15 protein-coding genes and 1 tRNA gene are annotated in these 16,658 nt (G+C 38.6%); 9 read left to right on the top strand and 7 right to left on the bottom strand.

The annotated features are described in order from the left end of the window. Positions 1 to 250 precede the first annotated feature (250 nt). On the bottom strand, positions 251 to 928 hold the full coding sequence (locus ACYPZI_RS13895; protein WP_459602616.1) for a porin family protein: 678 nt from the start codon (positions 926 to 928) through the stop codon (positions 251 to 253). Between the two features lie 159 nt (positions 929 to 1,087). Here ACYPZI_RS13895 and ACYPZI_RS13890 point away from each other — a divergent pair, with 159 nt between their 5' ends. The 4 genes from ACYPZI_RS13890 to ACYPZI_RS13875 all read left to right on the top strand — a co-directional run bounded on the left by ACYPZI_RS13890 (position 1,088) and on the right by ACYPZI_RS13875 (position 6,634). Continuing rightward, positions 1,088 to 2,029 carry a PorP/SprF family type IX secretion system membrane protein gene (locus ACYPZI_RS13890; RefSeq protein WP_459602614.1) on the top strand — a complete coding sequence of 314 codons (942 nt, stop codon included), beginning with the start codon at positions 1,088 to 1,090 and terminating at the stop codon, positions 2,027 to 2,029. Between the two features lie 67 nt (positions 2,030 to 2,096). Beyond that, positions 2,097 to 3,518, top strand: coding sequence for a T9SS ring complex lipoprotein PorK/GldK (porK, locus tag ACYPZI_RS13885; protein WP_459602612.1), 1,422 nt, complete (start codon positions 2,097 to 2,099; stop codon positions 3,516 to 3,518). Then, positions 3,518 to 4,537, top strand: a complete 1,020-nt coding sequence (gene porN, locus ACYPZI_RS13880; protein WP_459602610.1) for a type IX secretion system ring subunit PorN/GldN — start codon at positions 3,518 to 3,520, stop codon at positions 4,535 to 4,537. Before porK ends, porN begins: the two co-directional genes overlap by 1 nt. A gap of 201 nt (positions 4,538 to 4,738) precedes the next feature. Continuing rightward, positions 4,739 to 6,634 (top strand): outer membrane protein assembly factor BamB family protein, encoded by a 1,896-nt coding sequence (locus tag ACYPZI_RS13875; protein WP_459602608.1) that lies wholly within the window; start codon positions 4,739 to 4,741, stop codon positions 6,632 to 6,634. A gap of 134 nt (positions 6,635 to 6,768) precedes the next feature. Here ACYPZI_RS13875 and ACYPZI_RS13870 read toward each other — a convergent pair whose 3' ends face one another. Next, positions 6,769 to 7,248, bottom strand: coding sequence for a methylglyoxal synthase (locus ACYPZI_RS13870; RefSeq protein WP_459602606.1), 480 nt, complete (start codon positions 7,246 to 7,248; stop codon positions 6,769 to 6,771). 297 nt (positions 7,249 to 7,545) lie between these two features. Here ACYPZI_RS13870 and ACYPZI_RS13865 point away from each other — a divergent pair, with 297 nt between their 5' ends. Then, on the top strand, positions 7,546 to 8,289 hold the full coding sequence (locus ACYPZI_RS13865; RefSeq protein WP_459602604.1) for a calycin-like domain-containing protein: 744 nt from the start codon (positions 7,546 to 7,548) through the stop codon (positions 8,287 to 8,289). Positions 8,290 to 8,744: 455 nt separating this feature from the next. On the opposite strand, the gene ACYPZI_RS13860 is transcribed toward ACYPZI_RS13865, so the two are convergent. Beyond that, positions 8,745 to 8,826 (bottom strand) — tRNA-Leu (locus tag ACYPZI_RS13860). Positions 8,827 to 9,159: 333 nt separating this feature from the next. Between ACYPZI_RS13860 and ACYPZI_RS13855 the strand changes: the two genes are divergently transcribed. Next, complete coding sequence (locus ACYPZI_RS13855; protein ID WP_459602602.1) at positions 9,160 to 10,917, top strand: DNA polymerase III subunit gamma/tau; 1,758 nt, start codon at positions 9,160 to 9,162, stop codon at positions 10,915 to 10,917. Between the two features lie 48 nt (positions 10,918 to 10,965). Here ACYPZI_RS13855 and ACYPZI_RS13850 read toward each other — a convergent pair whose 3' ends face one another. Together ACYPZI_RS13850 and xerD are read right to left on the bottom strand one after the other, a co-directional pair. Then, positions 10,966 to 11,514, bottom strand: coding sequence for a DUF3332 domain-containing protein (locus ACYPZI_RS13850; protein ID WP_459602600.1), 549 nt, complete (start codon positions 11,512 to 11,514; stop codon positions 10,966 to 10,968). 361 nt (positions 11,515 to 11,875) lie between these two features. Beyond that, positions 11,876 to 12,772, bottom strand: a complete 897-nt coding sequence (gene xerD / locus ACYPZI_RS13845; RefSeq protein ID WP_459602598.1) for a site-specific tyrosine recombinase XerD — start codon at positions 12,770 to 12,772, stop codon at positions 11,876 to 11,878. 100 nt (positions 12,773 to 12,872) lie between these two features. On the opposite strand from xerD, the gene ACYPZI_RS13840 reads away from it, so the two are divergent. From ACYPZI_RS13840 to ACYPZI_RS13830, 3 genes are read left to right on the top strand one after another with little or no spacing between them, the layout of a single operon-like run. Continuing rightward, on the top strand, positions 12,873 to 13,175 hold the full coding sequence (locus ACYPZI_RS13840; RefSeq protein WP_459602596.1) for an FtsB family cell division protein: 303 nt from the start codon (positions 12,873 to 12,875) through the stop codon (positions 13,173 to 13,175). Further along, positions 13,172 to 13,531, top strand: coding sequence for a hypothetical protein (locus ACYPZI_RS13835; RefSeq protein ID WP_459602594.1), 360 nt, complete (start codon positions 13,172 to 13,174; stop codon positions 13,529 to 13,531). Before ACYPZI_RS13840 ends, ACYPZI_RS13835 begins: the two co-directional genes overlap by 4 nt. 37 nt (positions 13,532 to 13,568) lie before the next feature. Then, on the top strand, positions 13,569 to 14,462 hold the full coding sequence (locus tag ACYPZI_RS13830; RefSeq protein ID WP_459602592.1) for a bile acid:sodium symporter family protein: 894 nt from the start codon (positions 13,569 to 13,571) through the stop codon (positions 14,460 to 14,462). Between the two features lie 259 nt (positions 14,463 to 14,721). Here the strand turns inward: ACYPZI_RS13830 and ACYPZI_RS13825 are convergent, their stop codons facing one another. Together ACYPZI_RS13825 and ACYPZI_RS13820 are read right to left on the bottom strand one after the other, a co-directional pair. Further along, positions 14,722 to 15,855 (bottom strand): hypothetical protein, encoded by a 1,134-nt coding sequence (locus tag ACYPZI_RS13825; protein ID WP_459602590.1) that lies wholly within the window; start codon positions 15,853 to 15,855, stop codon positions 14,722 to 14,724. 104 nt (positions 15,856 to 15,959) lie between these two features. After that, positions 15,960 to 16,433, bottom strand: coding sequence for a GtrA family protein (locus tag ACYPZI_RS13820; RefSeq protein ID WP_459602589.1), 474 nt, complete (start codon positions 16,431 to 16,433; stop codon positions 15,960 to 15,962). Positions 16,434 to 16,658: the final 225 nt, after the last annotated feature.

Here is a 16,658-nt window from a genome sequence, read left to right as displayed (position 1 = left end):
GCAAACCGGTTGTGGGTCGCCGAGGGACGAAGCGCTAGCTTTTTGCTTACTTTTGGGCAATGCCAAAAGTAAGGACAAGCCCGGTAGGGCGCGGCAGTAATGAGCATATGTTGAGAATATAAGCAATCACAGATAGCGCGCAGAAGAAAAGAATGAAAAGAATCGAACGTTTTTACATTACAGGAATAACTTTAACTGCTGATTGGCATAAATAATGATTATTCAAGACAGAGAATTGAAGCCCTGATAATTAGAATTTATAGCCTAATGTGGCTAAGGAACTAACATTCTTGTATTTATAGGAATTGTCGTTGCTGAGGTCTGTAAGGCCAAGTTCGCAGCTCAGCCCGATTATGATTCGGCCTACTTCCATTCCTACTCCGCCTCCAATGCCAAAGTCGAATTTTTTAAGGTTTCCGTAAGTCGGATTATCTGATTTTCCGAATGTGTCTTCTTCCGGAGTTTCTTCTATTTGGGTATTCCCGGTAATTTTTTCCTTATTCTTTCCGCCAATGCCATAAGCAACGTAAGGCCCCAGATTGAAATAAACGCATGTGCTGTTTGACATATACATTTTATATACGGCAAATACCGGCATTTCCAGATACATTTGATTCAATGTCCTGTTTCTGTAAAATGCACCTCCGGTTCCACCCACCATTCTATCTTCTATTTTTAATTTAGCCCCTTTTGTTGTCAGGAATAATCCGGTATGTAAATCAAATGGGTTGGGAAGGCTGTATTCTAACATAATTCCTCCCTGAAAGCCTATTTTACCTTTTTTATTAACAAAATCAGATTCTACATTCCATGTTGAATTAGATACATTAACCCCTGCCCTGATGCTAAAATTTAACGAAGGTGAATACTGTGCAAAAAGGCTGATTGTTGCAAATAGAATAAATGTGATTAGTGTAAATCTCTTCATAAAGCGGCTGTTTTGAATCCTATAAAAGTATTAATAAATATTATAGAAAATATAGTTTTCTCAGCTAAATACCTATATCATACAATTTAAGAGGCTTTTAGGCGTTAAAAATAAATAAATTGTACTTACTTTGCATACCGTATTACCCTGTTTTCGTGGATGAAGGTTAATTATATAATATTATTTTTTGCGTTTTTTGTCTTTAGTTCTGTTGCAGTCTATGGGCAATGGGATGCTCAATTGAGCCAATATTGGAGAATGAAAAATTATTATAATCCTTCATTTATAGGGCAAACGAATGCCGTAGAAAGCTCATTATTGCATCGTCAGCAATGGGTTGGTATGACGAATGCACCCGCTACTTCGTTGATTTCGTTAAATATGCCTGTTCAGTTTTTGGGTAAAGAGCATGGGGTCGGTGTTATTGTTATGAATGAAAAAATAGGTTTGTTTTCAAATACATCTACTTTAGGGCAATATACCTATAAAGTAAAGTTTAAAGAAGGCAGATATTTGAATATAGGTATACAGGGCGGGATGATGAATATTGATTTCGATGCATCGAAAATACATATTCCAAACAGCGATTATCACGATCAGACCGATATTCCTTCTGCGGGAGGAGATAAAAAAATAGATGCGGGAATAGGGATTTCGTGGATAACGCCTAATTATTATATTGGCGTATCGACATCTCATTTATGGGAGCCATCTTTCGAACTGGATGATAATACATCCACATATATTCCGCGTGGATATTATATTATGGCAGGGTACAATATAAAGCTTAATAATCCGTTAATAGAGTTGCAGCCGTCTGCCCTTTTTAAATCTGATGCAGTTGCGCATCAATTGGATATTACGGCAAAAATTGAATATAATAAGATGTTCTCAGGTGGAATATCTTGGAGAAAAGATGACGGTTTTGTATTTTTGTTGGGTGCAAGAATAAGAAATATCGAAGCTGGTTACTCGTATGACCTTTCTACATCGGAGATAGCAAAGGTAAGTAATGGCAGTCACGAGTTATTTTTGCGTTATAGCATTCCGCTCGAAAAGAAAAAAGACCGGAGTGTCGGAAAAAGTATAAGAATACTATAAAATTGAAATACAAGTTTACAAGCGTACGATAAAAGCTCCGAGTATATATGGAGCATAAGAAGTAAATATGAAACATTTGTTTTTTGCGATCATAGTTTCATCTGTGTTGCTTACATCCTGTGGAAAATCCGTAGGATCGGGTATCGGAGGTGAAGTGACCGGGGAGAAAAGCTCGTCGTGGGCTGAACCTGCCCCATACGGGATGGTACTCGTTTCGAGAGGATCGATAGAAATGGGGCCTGCTGAAAGTGATTCCTTATGGGATATAAAAGCTAATCCAAAAGGGGTGTCAGTCGATAATTTCTGGATGGACGAGACTGAGGTGACAAACTCCAAGTATCGCCAATTTGTACATTGGGTACGTGACTCCATCATCAGAGAACGTTTGGCTGATCCCAAATATGGAGGTGATGAAACTTTCAAAATCACCGAAGACAGATATGGTGAACCAATCAAGCCTTATCTCGATTGGAAGAAGCCGATACCTAAAAGACCTCTGGAAGAGGAGGAACGGGCTATAAATAGTGTGACATATGTTCATCCGGTCACAAAAATACGTGGAATAGACCCCCGACAGATCAACTATTTTTATGAATGGTTCGATCATACCGAAGCGGCCAAACGCAGAAACAGATTGAACCCTAGCGAGAGAATACTGAATACGGATATTCAGGTAAATCCGGAACAGTCGGTAATGATATCGAAAGATACAGCTTATATCAATGAAGACGGATTGCCTGTAAATGAAACAATAACACGCCCTTTATCGTCTCTTTTCGACTTTGTGCACTCCAAAATAGTGAATGTTTATCCTGATACTACTGTTTGGATAAATGATTTCAATAATGCATATAACGAGCCTTATATGCGTATGTATTTTTCCCATCCGGGCTACAATGATTATCCGGTAGTGGGTGTTACATGGGAGCAAGCCGAGGCATTTTGCCGTTGGAGAACCCAGTTCTATAAAATGGGACAGCCCAAAAATGGACGTCCGATAGAAAACTTCCGTCTTCCTACCGAAGGCGAATGGGAGTTTGCCGCCCGTAACGGTCGTACGGAAAATAAGTATCCTTGGGATAAAGATGGCACAATGGATGAAAAAGCATGCTTTATGGCGAATTTTAAACCTGGGGAAGGGAATTATACAAAAGATGGAAATCTGATTCCTGCACGTGTGGCGTCGTATATTCCAAATCGTTTTGGTATATATGATCTGGCGGGAAATGTAGCCGAATGGACGTCTACCGCTTATACCGAGTCGGGAACGACAATAATGAACGATATGAATCCGCAATATAAATATGATGCTGCTAAAGAAGACCCATATGCGGTTAAAAAGAAAGTGGTTAAAGGTGGCTCTTGGAAAGATGTCGGGCGAAATATACGCGGCGATATGCGGGAAGGCGAATACCAAAATCAGCCTCGTTCTTACATCGGGTTCAGATGTGTAAGGACTCAAATAGGCTTTTCTAAATCGAAGAAGTGATGAAAAGATTATATCAAATAACAACCGTATTGCTGCTGAGTATCATTTGCCTTTCTTCTGTGCAGGCACAGGAATCTCTTCGCGAGAGACTGGCTAAGAGGCAACAGCAAGAACAAGGTACAACAACGGAAAGCAGTTTGAAGGTGCCAAAGTTGTCTGTTCGTGCCGAAATGATGAATGAAAACCAAACTCAGGACTTGTCGAATGCTACATGGGTTCGCGAAATATATCGTTTTTTGGATTTGACAAAAGGCGAGAATGCTGCTTTATATTATCCCGAGCAGCCTGAGAACGACAAGATGAATTTGTTTACGATGATTTTCAAATTGATGGAGAATAATAGCCTGCCTATCTATCGGTGGAATAACGGAAATGATTTGTTTACAGATAGGATGAAAGAAAACTTTGGTGATATTCTTACTAAATTGGAAATTCCTTACCAAAAGAATGGAGAGAATTATGTTTACGACGAATTCAGTATTCCTAACAATGAGGCTCTTGGATATTATATAAAGGAAGCGTGGTATTTCGACCAGTCAAACTCTGTACTGGGCATAAAAACAGTGGCAATATGTCCTGTTGTAATACGTGAAGAATATTTCAGTGATGAAAGCAGCCTGTCCACAGCCAGCCGTATGCCGCTTTTCTGGATTCCATACGAATATATCCGCCCGTATGCTGCCCGAATGCCTATTATGACATCAGACAGGAATAATGTGATGACAAAGACCATTGATGATTATTTCAGGTTGAGGCTTTATGAAGGAGAAATATATAAAACCACCAATATGGAAAATAAATTGATGGTAGAAAAGTATAAAGATCCCGATGTGCGGAAACAGGCTGAGCAGAAGATAGAAGGAGAGCTTAAGCAATTTGAAGAGAATCTGTGGGTAGTGAATGATTCAATAAATGATACCCAATCTAAGAATAAAACCAAAAACACCAAGACATCTAAAGTAAGCAAGCCGAAAGGCGGCTCTTCGGGAGCAACATACTCGGCCAGAGATAGAAGATAAACCAAATGAATGAAATGGCTATTTCGATAAGGGGTAGCCATTCAGTTATTTGGAGGTTCAATTCCAAATAAGACTGGAAAAGTTTGACGAAGGATGTACACATGAAAGATTCATTAATATAAAACCATTTGTCCGGCAGCAAAGGGCTTCCTGTCCGGACAGATAAATAAATAAATACAGAAGTCCGTAACCTTTTATCAGATGAAAACAAAATTTATACTTATTTCGGCTATGGCATGCATCGGCATGACAGCCGTAGCCCAACGTCAGGCGGATGCGGTGATACCTTTCCCGCAGGATATCCAGCAGATTGCTATCAATCCTGTCAATGGGCATGTGATTGTGAAGGAAAAGGATGCCATCTCGTCCGAAAACCCCGAAGCAAAGACTGTGGAATGGACAATTAAAAAAAGTGACATTGTAAAAGCAAGCTCGGTCGAAAAGGCGCAGAAGGTACTCGACGCCCTATCTTCGGTGACAAGCCTTGCAGCCTCGATGCAGCCTTCGGATGCTGTGGAGATGGTTCCCAACTCGCCCTATATCCGGTGTGTGATCGAGAACAGGGACGTCATTATCAACTCCCTTAGCGGGAAAGTGGTTTTTAACTCCGGCGACAACGACTACCGGATTATGGAAAGCCAGTTCCTGCCTGAAGCCGACGAATTCCTGCTGCTGGTCACCGACGGAAAAGTCATAAGCTATGTGCTCTGGAACCTGCAAGAGGGCGCAGCCGGCTGGAAAACCGATTTGGGCGAGGTTGAAGGTCTGATGAACATGTTCAAGTCCCTGTTTAAGAACGACGCTTCGGTTGACAAGACTCTGGTGTCCGGTAATGCTATTTACGCATCGTTGAAAGGTATCCTTTATAAGCTCGACCGGACAAGCGGAAAAGTCGTTTGGCAGGCGAAAGACAAGATCAACAGCTTCTATCCTGCGCAATCGGGGGAGAACCTTGTGGTAATTAAAAATTCCGGTGGGCTGCTTTCATCCAAACAGGCCCTTAATATTTGGCGCACTTCCGACGGCACGCCTGTCTGGAAAGACGATATCACCACCAAATATATCCTCTACCTCGAAGACTGGAGCGACAAACTGCTGGTCGCCTATACCAACGGGTTCAACTTCTATTCCTATGCCGACGGTAAAAAGCTATGGAAGAAAGATCCTAAGGGTAGCGATATTAAGCAGGTGATCCCAATCGACAGGGATTACCTTTACATTGCCGATAAGGAAATGAACTTGATCGACGGGGACGGCACCAGCCTCTGGAAGAAAACAATCGAAATTTCCGATAACAGCGAGGATATTGTGCACTTCCTAGGCAAAGTGGAGAATAATCGGGTATTCTATTTGACGTCCACCTATGGCAACATGGTAGATTATGCATCGGGAAAGAAAATATGGAAGAAAAACATTGAATTCGATAAAGACCGTCCGTTGCTGTACGTGCAGGATGATAAGACAAAGGCATTCCTTGTATATAATGACAAGAAGATATATAAATTCGATCCCAATGCTTCCGATAAGCCTGAACCCGTTGCAAAACTCAAAGAAATCAAAGATGACAAGACGATGGCAGGCATCGAGCTCTTCGACTGGGGCATCAGCCTGACCGGGCAATCGGAAGTAATTGGCGTCAGCTTCGACGGTACCACCCGCTACCATAATACTTACAAGGAGCCTGGCGCTACCGGACGCAAACTGATGGGACTGGCAGGCTCAACATTAAAAACGGCCAAAAGCTTGTCGCAATCCCAAGTTGTATTCCAATCCGTGAATGAGAAAGGTGAGCGGGTGGAAACAGGAAGGGCTGACCTGTTCGGCAAGAATGCACAAACAGCCGGAGCGACCGGCGGTGAAATCGGCGCTTTTCTTGCCGCTAAATCCCAACGCTTCAATGCCCTCAAGCAAAATGAAGAGTTCGCTTTTGTCCTCAATAAGGGCGACAAAGGCGTCGAATTGGTAAAGGTAAGGAAAGAGGACGGCAAGGAAGTGGACAGAATCAGCCTCGATAATAACAAACCTATTTACGAAGTAGATCCCCTGAGTGGCGCTATCTACTATGTTTATAAGAATGAATTGAGGATTTTCCGATAACCGGATTTTAAGAATAAACGGGGCTTTCACCCCGCTACCGCATGATTGCATCGTGTGGCGATTAGATAAGCCACGCGAAAGATTCGCGCGGTAGTGAAGGGGTGTGTCAAAGAGCTTTTGACACACCCTCTCCTTTATTCTTTTATTCTTCTGAAATCAGCGTCGAATTTAGCCCTGTCAAAAAGCTCATACCGCGGTCGGGTAGGTGTGTAATCTTCGATATCCCAAAGTGTGCTGGTTATCATCAGATCGGCACTGTAGCGATTGCATGCAATGGGCACATTATGTACACGGCATTGGCGGAGCAACATCATAATGTCTGCTTCATGGGGTTGGGGATTCAGGTCATCTATCAAAAAAATGGCTAAATCCACTTCTTGTCGTACTACCATAGCTGCAATTTCAGCATCGCCACCAAGAGGACCCGAATTCATGCGGGTAATATCAGCATAAATGCCTTTTTCTTCGAAAGCTTCTTTTATCAAAGTTCCTGTAGTCCCTGTGCATATCAAGTGTTGACTTGATAAAAAAGATGAATTGTAATAACACCATTCTACCATATCCGCTTTGCGGTGATCGTGTGCCACAAGGGCTATTGTTAGTTTTTTCTTCATGTTCATTATTTTATGTTTCAAATTCAAAGGTAAGATTTTTATTGCCTGATTTGTTATGTTTTGATTAAACTTTATAGAATAAATATGTTTCTGCATTGCAGTTTCATTCGTTTCAGTCAATAATGTTAACAAATATCTCGTTATGTTATTTTTGTGTTAAATGAGAAGTGGCGATGCCGAATTTTGATGTGGAGATACATCTTTTAGAAGTATAGAGCCACTTTATATGAAGAGGCTGAATCGAAAGATTAACCTAATTTTAAATATATAACACCAATGAACAAAAAAATTATTAAAATGAACAAAAAAATTATTAATTTATTCTTAGCTTTTTCATTAAGCTTTTTTGTATTTACAGCATGTAGTAGTGATGACGATGCCAATCTGGTTTTGGAAAACACTGAAGTGACTGTTGAGTTGGGAGGAACAGCAACGGTGAATATTAAAGAAGGAAATGGAGACTACAAGGTTACTCCGGCTGATGCGACTGTTGCAACAGCAACTGTGGCTAATAAGGTAATTACCGTAACAGGAGTGAAGGCCGGTGAAACTACCCTTACTGTGAAAGATAAGGAAAATAAAACCGCAACATTGAAAGTGAAGGTAGTTACTTTATCAGAAAAGATAGCAGCGACTTATAATGGTGACTTAACTGTCACTCTGCCTGGACAGACTCCTGCTACTGACAAAAAGGATATCGTATTGGCTACTTCAGGAGAAAATGTTAAGCTGACGCTGGCTGGTTTCTCTTTTGCCGGACAATCTGTTGGTGACATTGTCGTAGACGGAATTTCTGTAGCTAGGGCTGAGGGAGCTATCTCTCTTAAAGAAACAGAAGCTACAGTTAGTTTAAACCTGCCGGGGTTAGAGACTCCGACGTCTGTAAAGGTGAAAGTATCAGGAACAGTTCAGAATAAACCTAAAAAGGCAAATATGCCGGTTGCTACAGAACAAGTGCTTGATCTGACTATTACTGTAACAGAAGTGCCAGGTATGGATAATATTGCTGTTAAATTCTCCGGAGCGAAGAAAGCTAGCTAAATCAAATATTTAGTATACCGGAAAGTGGTTTTTAATCTTAAAAACCACTTTTCCTTTTTTATATTTCATACCTTTATGTTTGTATAATACAGAAAAATAGGATCTAATTGAATATCAATTAATAAGGATGGCGAAAAAGAAGAATAGGTAACGATTTAGAAACAACCGGAACACCTCGTTCTGCTTTATTCTAATAGAATAAAGGTTTAATGATACTTTTCCGTAATTATTCATAGCGTTATAAATAAAATGATTTATATTAGGCTATAAATATATTATTTACTTTGTATCAATACAATAAAAGTTCTATTTTTTATGTATAGATAAACTTCTAAAAATATAGTGACTTTTCTTTCCAATTTAGATTATACCCCAATATTATAATATTTCGGGGAAATAGCGGGGAATATAAAAGAAAATAGGACTGATAATCAGATGATTAATAGTCCTATTTGTGCGGATGAAGGGACTCGAACCCCCACGCCTCTCGGCACCAGATCCTAAGTCTGGCGTGGCTACCAATTACACCACATCCGCAGCTAAATTGCGTTAGCGGGTACAAAGATATAATAAAAATGTTCTGCAAACAACACTTTAAATCAAAAAATAAGAGCGTATAAATTAAATTTGCAATTTATGCGCCCTCATTTAAATAGAAATTCCAATAATCCTTAGTCCTTTAAAGCCTATTTTAGCATGTGTTCCGTCACAATAGGGCTTGTTTTTTGTTCCATAATAGATGATAGTTTTTAGTGATGATATAAATGGAATGAGTAGACTGTTAAAAAAGTTGAGTCTTAATCTTCGGTTTTTCCGTTTTTTCTTTCCGTTTTTTTTCATAGCTTTGTAATGCTAAAGGAGAAAATCAGGATGAACAATTATATAGTTTCAGCGCGAAAATACCGACCGGTTACGTTCAACTCGGTAGTGGGACAAAGGGCATTAACCACGACTCTGAAGAATGCGATTGCATCGGGAAAGTTAGCCCATGCATATCTCTTTTGCGGGCCTAGAGGGGTTGGCAAAACTACTTGCGCCCGTATTTTTGCGAAAACGATAAACTGTTTGTCTCCCGCTGCCAATGGTGAAGCTTGCAATCAGTGCGAGTCGTGTGTTGCTTTTAACGAACAACGCTCTTTCAATATACATGAGCTGGATGCCGCCTCTAACAACTCAGTCGACGATATTCGTTCCCTGATAGAGCAAGTCCGCATCCCACCTCAAATAGGGAAATATAAGGTATATATCATCGATGAGGTACATATGCTTTCACAAGCTGCATTCAATGCATTCCTGAAAACACTGGAAGAACCTCCGCATCATGCTATTTTTATTTTAGCAACTACCGAGAAGCATAAAATATTACCGACTATTCTCTCGCGTTGCCAGATATATGATTTCAGTCGCATCACTATAAAAGATACCGTTGAGCATCTTCAGTATGTAGCCGATCAGGAAAATGTAAATACCGAACCCGAAGCTTTGAACGTGCTTGCCCAAAAAGCGGACGGAGGAATGCGTGACGCCTTGTCGATCTTCGATCAGGTGGTAAGTTTTACCGGAGGAAATGTCACATATAAGGCTGTTATTGAGAACCTGAATGTGTTAGACTATGAATATTATTTTCGTCTGACAGACTGTATTCTTTCCAACAATGTAGTTGACGGGTTACTTATCCTGAATGAAATATTATCCAAAGGCTTCGATGGCAACAATGTGATTACAGGGATAGCAACGCATTTAAGAGATTTGCTTTTGTGTAAAGATCCTAAAACGGCGGATTTGTTTGAAGTAGGGGCATCTATTCGCGACAGGTATATTGAAACTGCAAAAAAATGCAGTAATGAATTCTTGTATAAAGCTATCGATATTGTTAACGAAAGTGATCTCAATTACAGGATTAGCCGGAACAAACGGCTACTCTCCGATCTGACGATAATACGACTATGCCAGTTATCTTCCCCTCAAGCAGGACCGGAAGATCAAAAAAAAAAGCAGGTAATTGATCCGATATTCTCACAACAGGAGACCACTCCTGCTCCCAATACGGCTAATCCGGTCAAAACATCTCCAAAGCCACCACAATCCCAACCTATTGCCGCACCCAAAAGTGATGCTCGTATGCCGTCGGCTCCAACCCAAACAAAAGAGCCAACGCAAAAGCCTGTTAATATTCATATAGGTGGACTGGGAGTCTCTATTTCGGCATTCGGTCAGAAAAAGGAAAAGGAGGAGGAACGTCATGAAATGACAATCGAAATATTGAACGAACGCTTTACTCCTCTTCAACTCATTAACGAATGGAAAGCGTATGCTGAAGAAATAACAGAGGAGCACCATTTAAAAAATACGATGCTTAATTGCCTGCCAAATCTTATAGCAAATACTGTTTTTGAAGTGGTGGTAAACAATCCGGTGCAAGAACAGCGTTTGACGGATAGTGGAATGGATATTCTTTCGAGATTACGCGTAAATCTGAAAAATACCTATCTGAAAATGGAGGTTCGTATTAGTGAAGATAATGAGAAGAAGCTGGCTTTCACACCTGTTGAGAAATTCAATCTGATGATGGAAGAGAACGAAAGCCTCCGGAAATTGAAAGACGAATTTGGCCTCGAATTATCATAAAAAAACCGATTGAAGAGATTCAACCGGTTCTTCCTTTTTTATCAAATATTATTTGGCTGCAAAATACACCTGGGAATTTTCCACATATTGCTGTAAAGCTAAAACACCTCTGTTGGAAAGTTCAACATTTCTTTCCTCTCCATTTGGAAGATAAACAATCGCGCTTTTATTATCATCAGATATAGTTATCAGTTTTGTCGTTTTTTCATTCGCGACCAAGCTCCATGTATTCGATTCTTTGTCATAGATAAATTGGCTTATTTGTCCGGCTTCATCTTCTATCTTATACCCGTTTTCTAACGTTTCCACCGTATATACTCCATTGTCTCCCTGAACTTTTTTCACCACGCCGGCTTCGATTGGATTATCGCCTGTCCAGAACTCAATAGTATTGAATAACAATAAGTCGCCGGTGAGAGTGACTGCATATGCCGGAGATAGTACTACAAATAAAATAGCATTTACAAACTTATCACTAACTGTCTGGTTCCAAGATAACAGTTTATTTGACAAAGCAAATGGACCAATACACGAAGAAAACAGGAAGCTGCATGAAATTGCACCCACCACCACTAGTCTAAAAAATCTTTTATTCATTTCTTAAAAATTTATTATGTTCTTAAAATACCTAAGTTCTATAAAATAATTATTGTCGTATCAAACTCTTTCGTCATTGCGAGTCGGAACCCAATCTTTTGGGCACAATGTGTATATGACAGAATGCTAAATCGCTACATTTTTGATATGTTGAATATATTTTCATTTCACTCATTATCAACAGTATATAAAAATTTGTCATTGGTAGCCTAAAAGGCGAAGCAATCCGGAAATAAGTGACTGGATTGCTTCACTCCGTTCGCAATGACGAGAATGAGTATGTCACTAATTTTTATTGATTCCTTTTACTACTCACTACTTATTACTTACTACTTACTACTTACTATAAAATGCTATTTCCTCACTTCTTATTGCGCGGGTGATGTTCGATGATCTCCTGGCGCAGGTATTCCCTGTCCATATGAGTATAAATCTCGGTTGTTGTTATTTTCTCATGCCCCAGCATCAATTGTATAGCCCTTATATTAGCTCCTCCTTCAAGTAAATGGGTAGCAAAGGAATGCCTGAATGTATGAGGACTTATTGTTTTTTTTATTCCCGCTCTTTCAGCATACTCTTTTATAAAATGAAACACCATAATACGTGAGATCGGAGTACCTCTGTTGCTTAAAAATAAAATATCTTCATTCCCTTTTTCTATCTTCATCTCACGGCGATAATAAAGATATTTATTGATCTCATTTACAGCCGTATGGGATATAGGAACAAGCCTTTGTTTACTACCTTTGCCTTCCACTTTGATAAAGCCCTCGTCAAAAAACAGGTCGGAAAACTTTAGCTTAGTCAACTCTGATATACGCAGGCCGCAACTATATAACGTTTCAAGAATGGCTCTGTTACGCTGTCCCTCTTTTACCGACAAATCTATTACCGACATCAAGGACTCTATTTCGTCAAGCGAAAGTACAGTCGGGAGTTTTAATCCTATTTTAGGCGTCTCTAAAAGCTCCGTCGGGTCGGTTTGTACATATCCATCGAGCATAAGGAAGTTGTAGAACGACTTGATACCCGATATGGTACGCGCTACCGAACGTGCGTTTATACCCAGATCGTAAAGCCGGGCAATAAATTGTTGGAGATTGTCCAGTGTTACATTTTCTACCTTTAGGCCCTCATTCCCTAAAAAATCAGACAACTTGGCCAAGTCGGCCATATACGCATCAATAGAGTTTGGCGACAAAGATTTTTCAAGCAACAAATAGTTCCTGTATTTCTTCTCTATATTTTCTTTAACCATTGGCCATTTAATAATGTTCGGATTAAGATCATAAAATGTAATTACAAATATATATCTTTGCAAGGTGGGTTTATAATCAATCGCCTTTATTTTTTATTGTATGAAATTTCTAAAATCAATATTTAATTACCTCATTACCAGATATACAAAAGTGCAATTGCTGATTATATTTGTAATTATTGTATTTGCTTTTTTTATAAGCGAAAGCAATATTTTTGCCCGAATTGGTTATGATGCCCAAATTATGGAACTGGATAATCAAATAGAATATTATAGAAATAAAACCACCGAAGATAAACAGAAACTCGAACAATTGCAATTTGACAAAGATCAAATTGAAAAGTTTGTTCGTGAAAATTACCTCATGAAGAAGGACAATGAGGACGTATATATCATAGAATGAAATCGAACCAAAAACTAAAAAACATTTTATTTCAAGTATCTGCGATTGCTATACTGGCAGCAGCTGTTATGCACAGTTTTGATACTACTATCGCAAAATATATGCTAATAGGCGGAGCTGCCGGATTTGCCGCTACCACATTTACAACACCCTATCCGGGTAAGAGCCTGAGAGGGAAACGGCTTTTCAATATTCAGATATTTTCCGTATTACTTATTTGCGTTTCAGCATATCTGATGTTTGTCGACATGAGAGGTTGGGTCGTAACATTACTTATTTCAGCCCTCCTGACGCTGTATTGTGCTATCGCCCTTCCTATTGCATACAGGAAAGAGCAGGAAGGCGAAAAAGAATAATATAACTACAACTACAACCGGAGATATAAGAAACTACATGCTAAATAAAATAAAGTCTTATATGATGCCTATTGCAATGATTTTAGGCATTCTACTCCACAAATATGTAGGAGCTTTAAGCTTTATTACTCCCTATCTGATCGCAATCATGCTGTTTTTCACTTATTGTAATATCAATGTCAAGGATATACGCATTTCCCGTCTACATCTGTGGCTTATTCTGATACAAGTAGTGGGCAGCATATCTGTTTATATGATTCTCTCACCAATAAACGCAATTGTAGCCCAGGGGATTATGATTTGCGTATTGGCTCCTACAGCCACCTCTGCTCCGGTTATAACAGGTATGCTCGGAGGAAATGTGGAAAGCCTCACAGCATATAGCTTATTGTGTAACCTGATGGTAATATTCGTTAGCCCCATATTTTTCGCGGCTATCGGAGAGGTTGGCTCATCTTCGTTTATCGACTCGGTGTGGATTATTTTTCAGAAAGTCTCGCTTCTCTTATTTTTGCCTTTTTTCTGCGCTTTATTACTGCAAAAACTGGCTCCAAAGATACACCACGAGGTAAAGAGAATGAAAAGTATATCGTTCTACCTTTGGTCATTGGCTCTCATTATTATATCAGGAAAAACAGTTCAGTTTATTGTAGATCAGGAAAGTCCTGACTATAAGGTAGAAATATCAATTGCATTTGGAGCCTTTATCGTCTGTATAGGTCAATTCCTTATCGGGCGCAGATTAGGTCGTATGTATGACGATACCGTAGCAGGCGGGCAAGGATTAGGTCAAAAAAATACAATTTTAGCGATCTGGATGGCGCAAATATATCTAAATCCAATATCGTCTTTAGGGCCGGGAGCATATGTGCTGTGGCAGAATCTTGTAAACTCGTATCAGGTGTGGAGAAAAAGAAAAGAGCTTAATTAGCAGGAGTGGTCGGAAGATTTTATAGTATTAGCTATTAGTTAATTACAACTTATTTTATCAGAAAAAAACAGTTACACTGAGTACCACTGAGCAGACACGGAGAAACACTGAGGTTCACTGAGACTAAAAAAACTCAGTGTTTCTCCGTGTCTGCTCAGTGTATCTCAGTGTCATAAAATATATTTACCGACCTGATTACAAGCTATTGAATTGATAAACAATAATATATGATATATTGAAATCTTCCGACCACTTATGCTTAATTAGCCGCTTTTCCAATGAAATGGGAAGAAGAAGGCATCAATACCATATTTTTTAGATATTCGAATTCCAATTCAAAACATTCACTGAATATCTCATCCGCGAAACTCTCTTCGATTTGCTTTATAGTCCAGAATTTGCCTGTCATCAGATTGTTTTTCTTTATCTTATCTTCATCATCGATCTCCGCTACAAAAAGAAAGTTTAACCGTTTTGTATTATCATTTTCAAATACGTATTTTAATACAAATTTTATAGAAATATCCAAGTCGTCTCCGACCATTTTGCTGATACTATTTCTGGCAGCCAGGTTTATTTCATGATTAAAAAGCATATACTTTTCGAAAGGATAATCGAGTTTTCCCGGGCTTAGCACATCCTTTACATCTCTTTCCTGTAAATATACTTTAGTTTTTGAGGTTAGAACAACTCTTACAACAGGATGTAAAAATCTGTTTCTCATATTCAATGATACACTTTTCGCTATCTTTCCGGTCACTTCTCCTTTTTCAGTTACGATAGGTATCCACTCTTCTTTTTTCAATTTAGCAGAAAGGCTACTTATCTTATACACCTGATAAATGCCAACAGATAATATTATTAGCACAGGCAGAATTGAAAATAGAACGACATCGAATCCTCCAACGGCATCCTCTTTATGAAAAAACTGCCTATACAACACAATACCAAATATATGAAATGTAAGGCCATACTGTATTATAGATGCTGAATTATAATACTCATTCATCAAAGCCTTCTGACGTAGATTTTTTTGACGGAAGAAGACAGCAGCTATATACGTTTTACTGGCGCGTAACAGCATAAACATGATGACGACAAATACCTCGCAAAGAATAACAAATACCTCTCCCTTGTCAAGATATTTAAAAGTAAAAAACCAAACGAAAAGTGTTGTCAAAAGTGATATCCCCGATATATAAAATGTTATACTTAAACTCCTGCCTTTATAATATGACCTTATCGATATTTCTCCGATAATAGCCAGCAAAATCGATAACGATAATGAATAAACAGTCTCTACACCTAGTGTGTGTAAAAAAATGAAAAGAATAAATGGTAATAGGCCTATTACCGGATTAGACATGTACTTTCTTATTCCTGTACTGAGCATCTTGTTTTATTTTCTGAGTGTAGGCTTAGTTTTATAGAGTTAGAACAAACATACTTTTTATTTGTTCTGGGAAATCAGAGATTTAGATAGATATATGAGCATTTTTAACCTTGCTTAAAGGTGAAAAATTTATTAATTCCAAATTGTATTGCGGCGACAATAAATATTGCTAATACTTTTGACACCATATCGTCTATTTTCATTATACCGATAAACAAAGTGAGGAGTAAGGAGCTTATAACCATCCCTACGACGGCTATACCGGCAAAAGAGGCAAAACGTTTAAGCTTTTGATCTGTTACTTTAAAGGTAAAATAACTATTTAGAAGAAAATTATTTATAATGGCTAACGTACTGCTGATAATATTGGATATGAGGATATCTAACATCCCCACAGACATATTACCCCCCAACATGCCACTAATAAAAGAGGAAAAGGGATAATGAACAGAAAATTTCTTAACCAGTAAATAGAAAACACCCATATCGATAATCAATCCGACGACTCCCACTATTCCATATTTTACGAGTTGCCTGAAAGATTCCTGTTTGATTAGTTTCCCAATTCGTTCTCTCATGTAATTTTCTTTGTCTTATATTTCGGTGCAAAGATAATTTTTTTTTATTTTCATATAATTTAAAGTATTAATTTTTCAGGGCAAGGCATTAAAAAAAATAAAAATTAAAAATTAAAAATCGTTAGTTTGTATTTTATAAAAAAGAAAGATAAAGGAAACTCCAAATTGAATATCTTTCCTGGATAAAAAAGCTCCATCTGCTGCATTAACTTTTAATTAGAAAAA

The sequence above is a fragment of the Dysgonomonas reticulitermitis genome (assembly GCF_054601275.1).
This window is presented reverse-complemented; position numbering and strand designations above follow the sequence as displayed.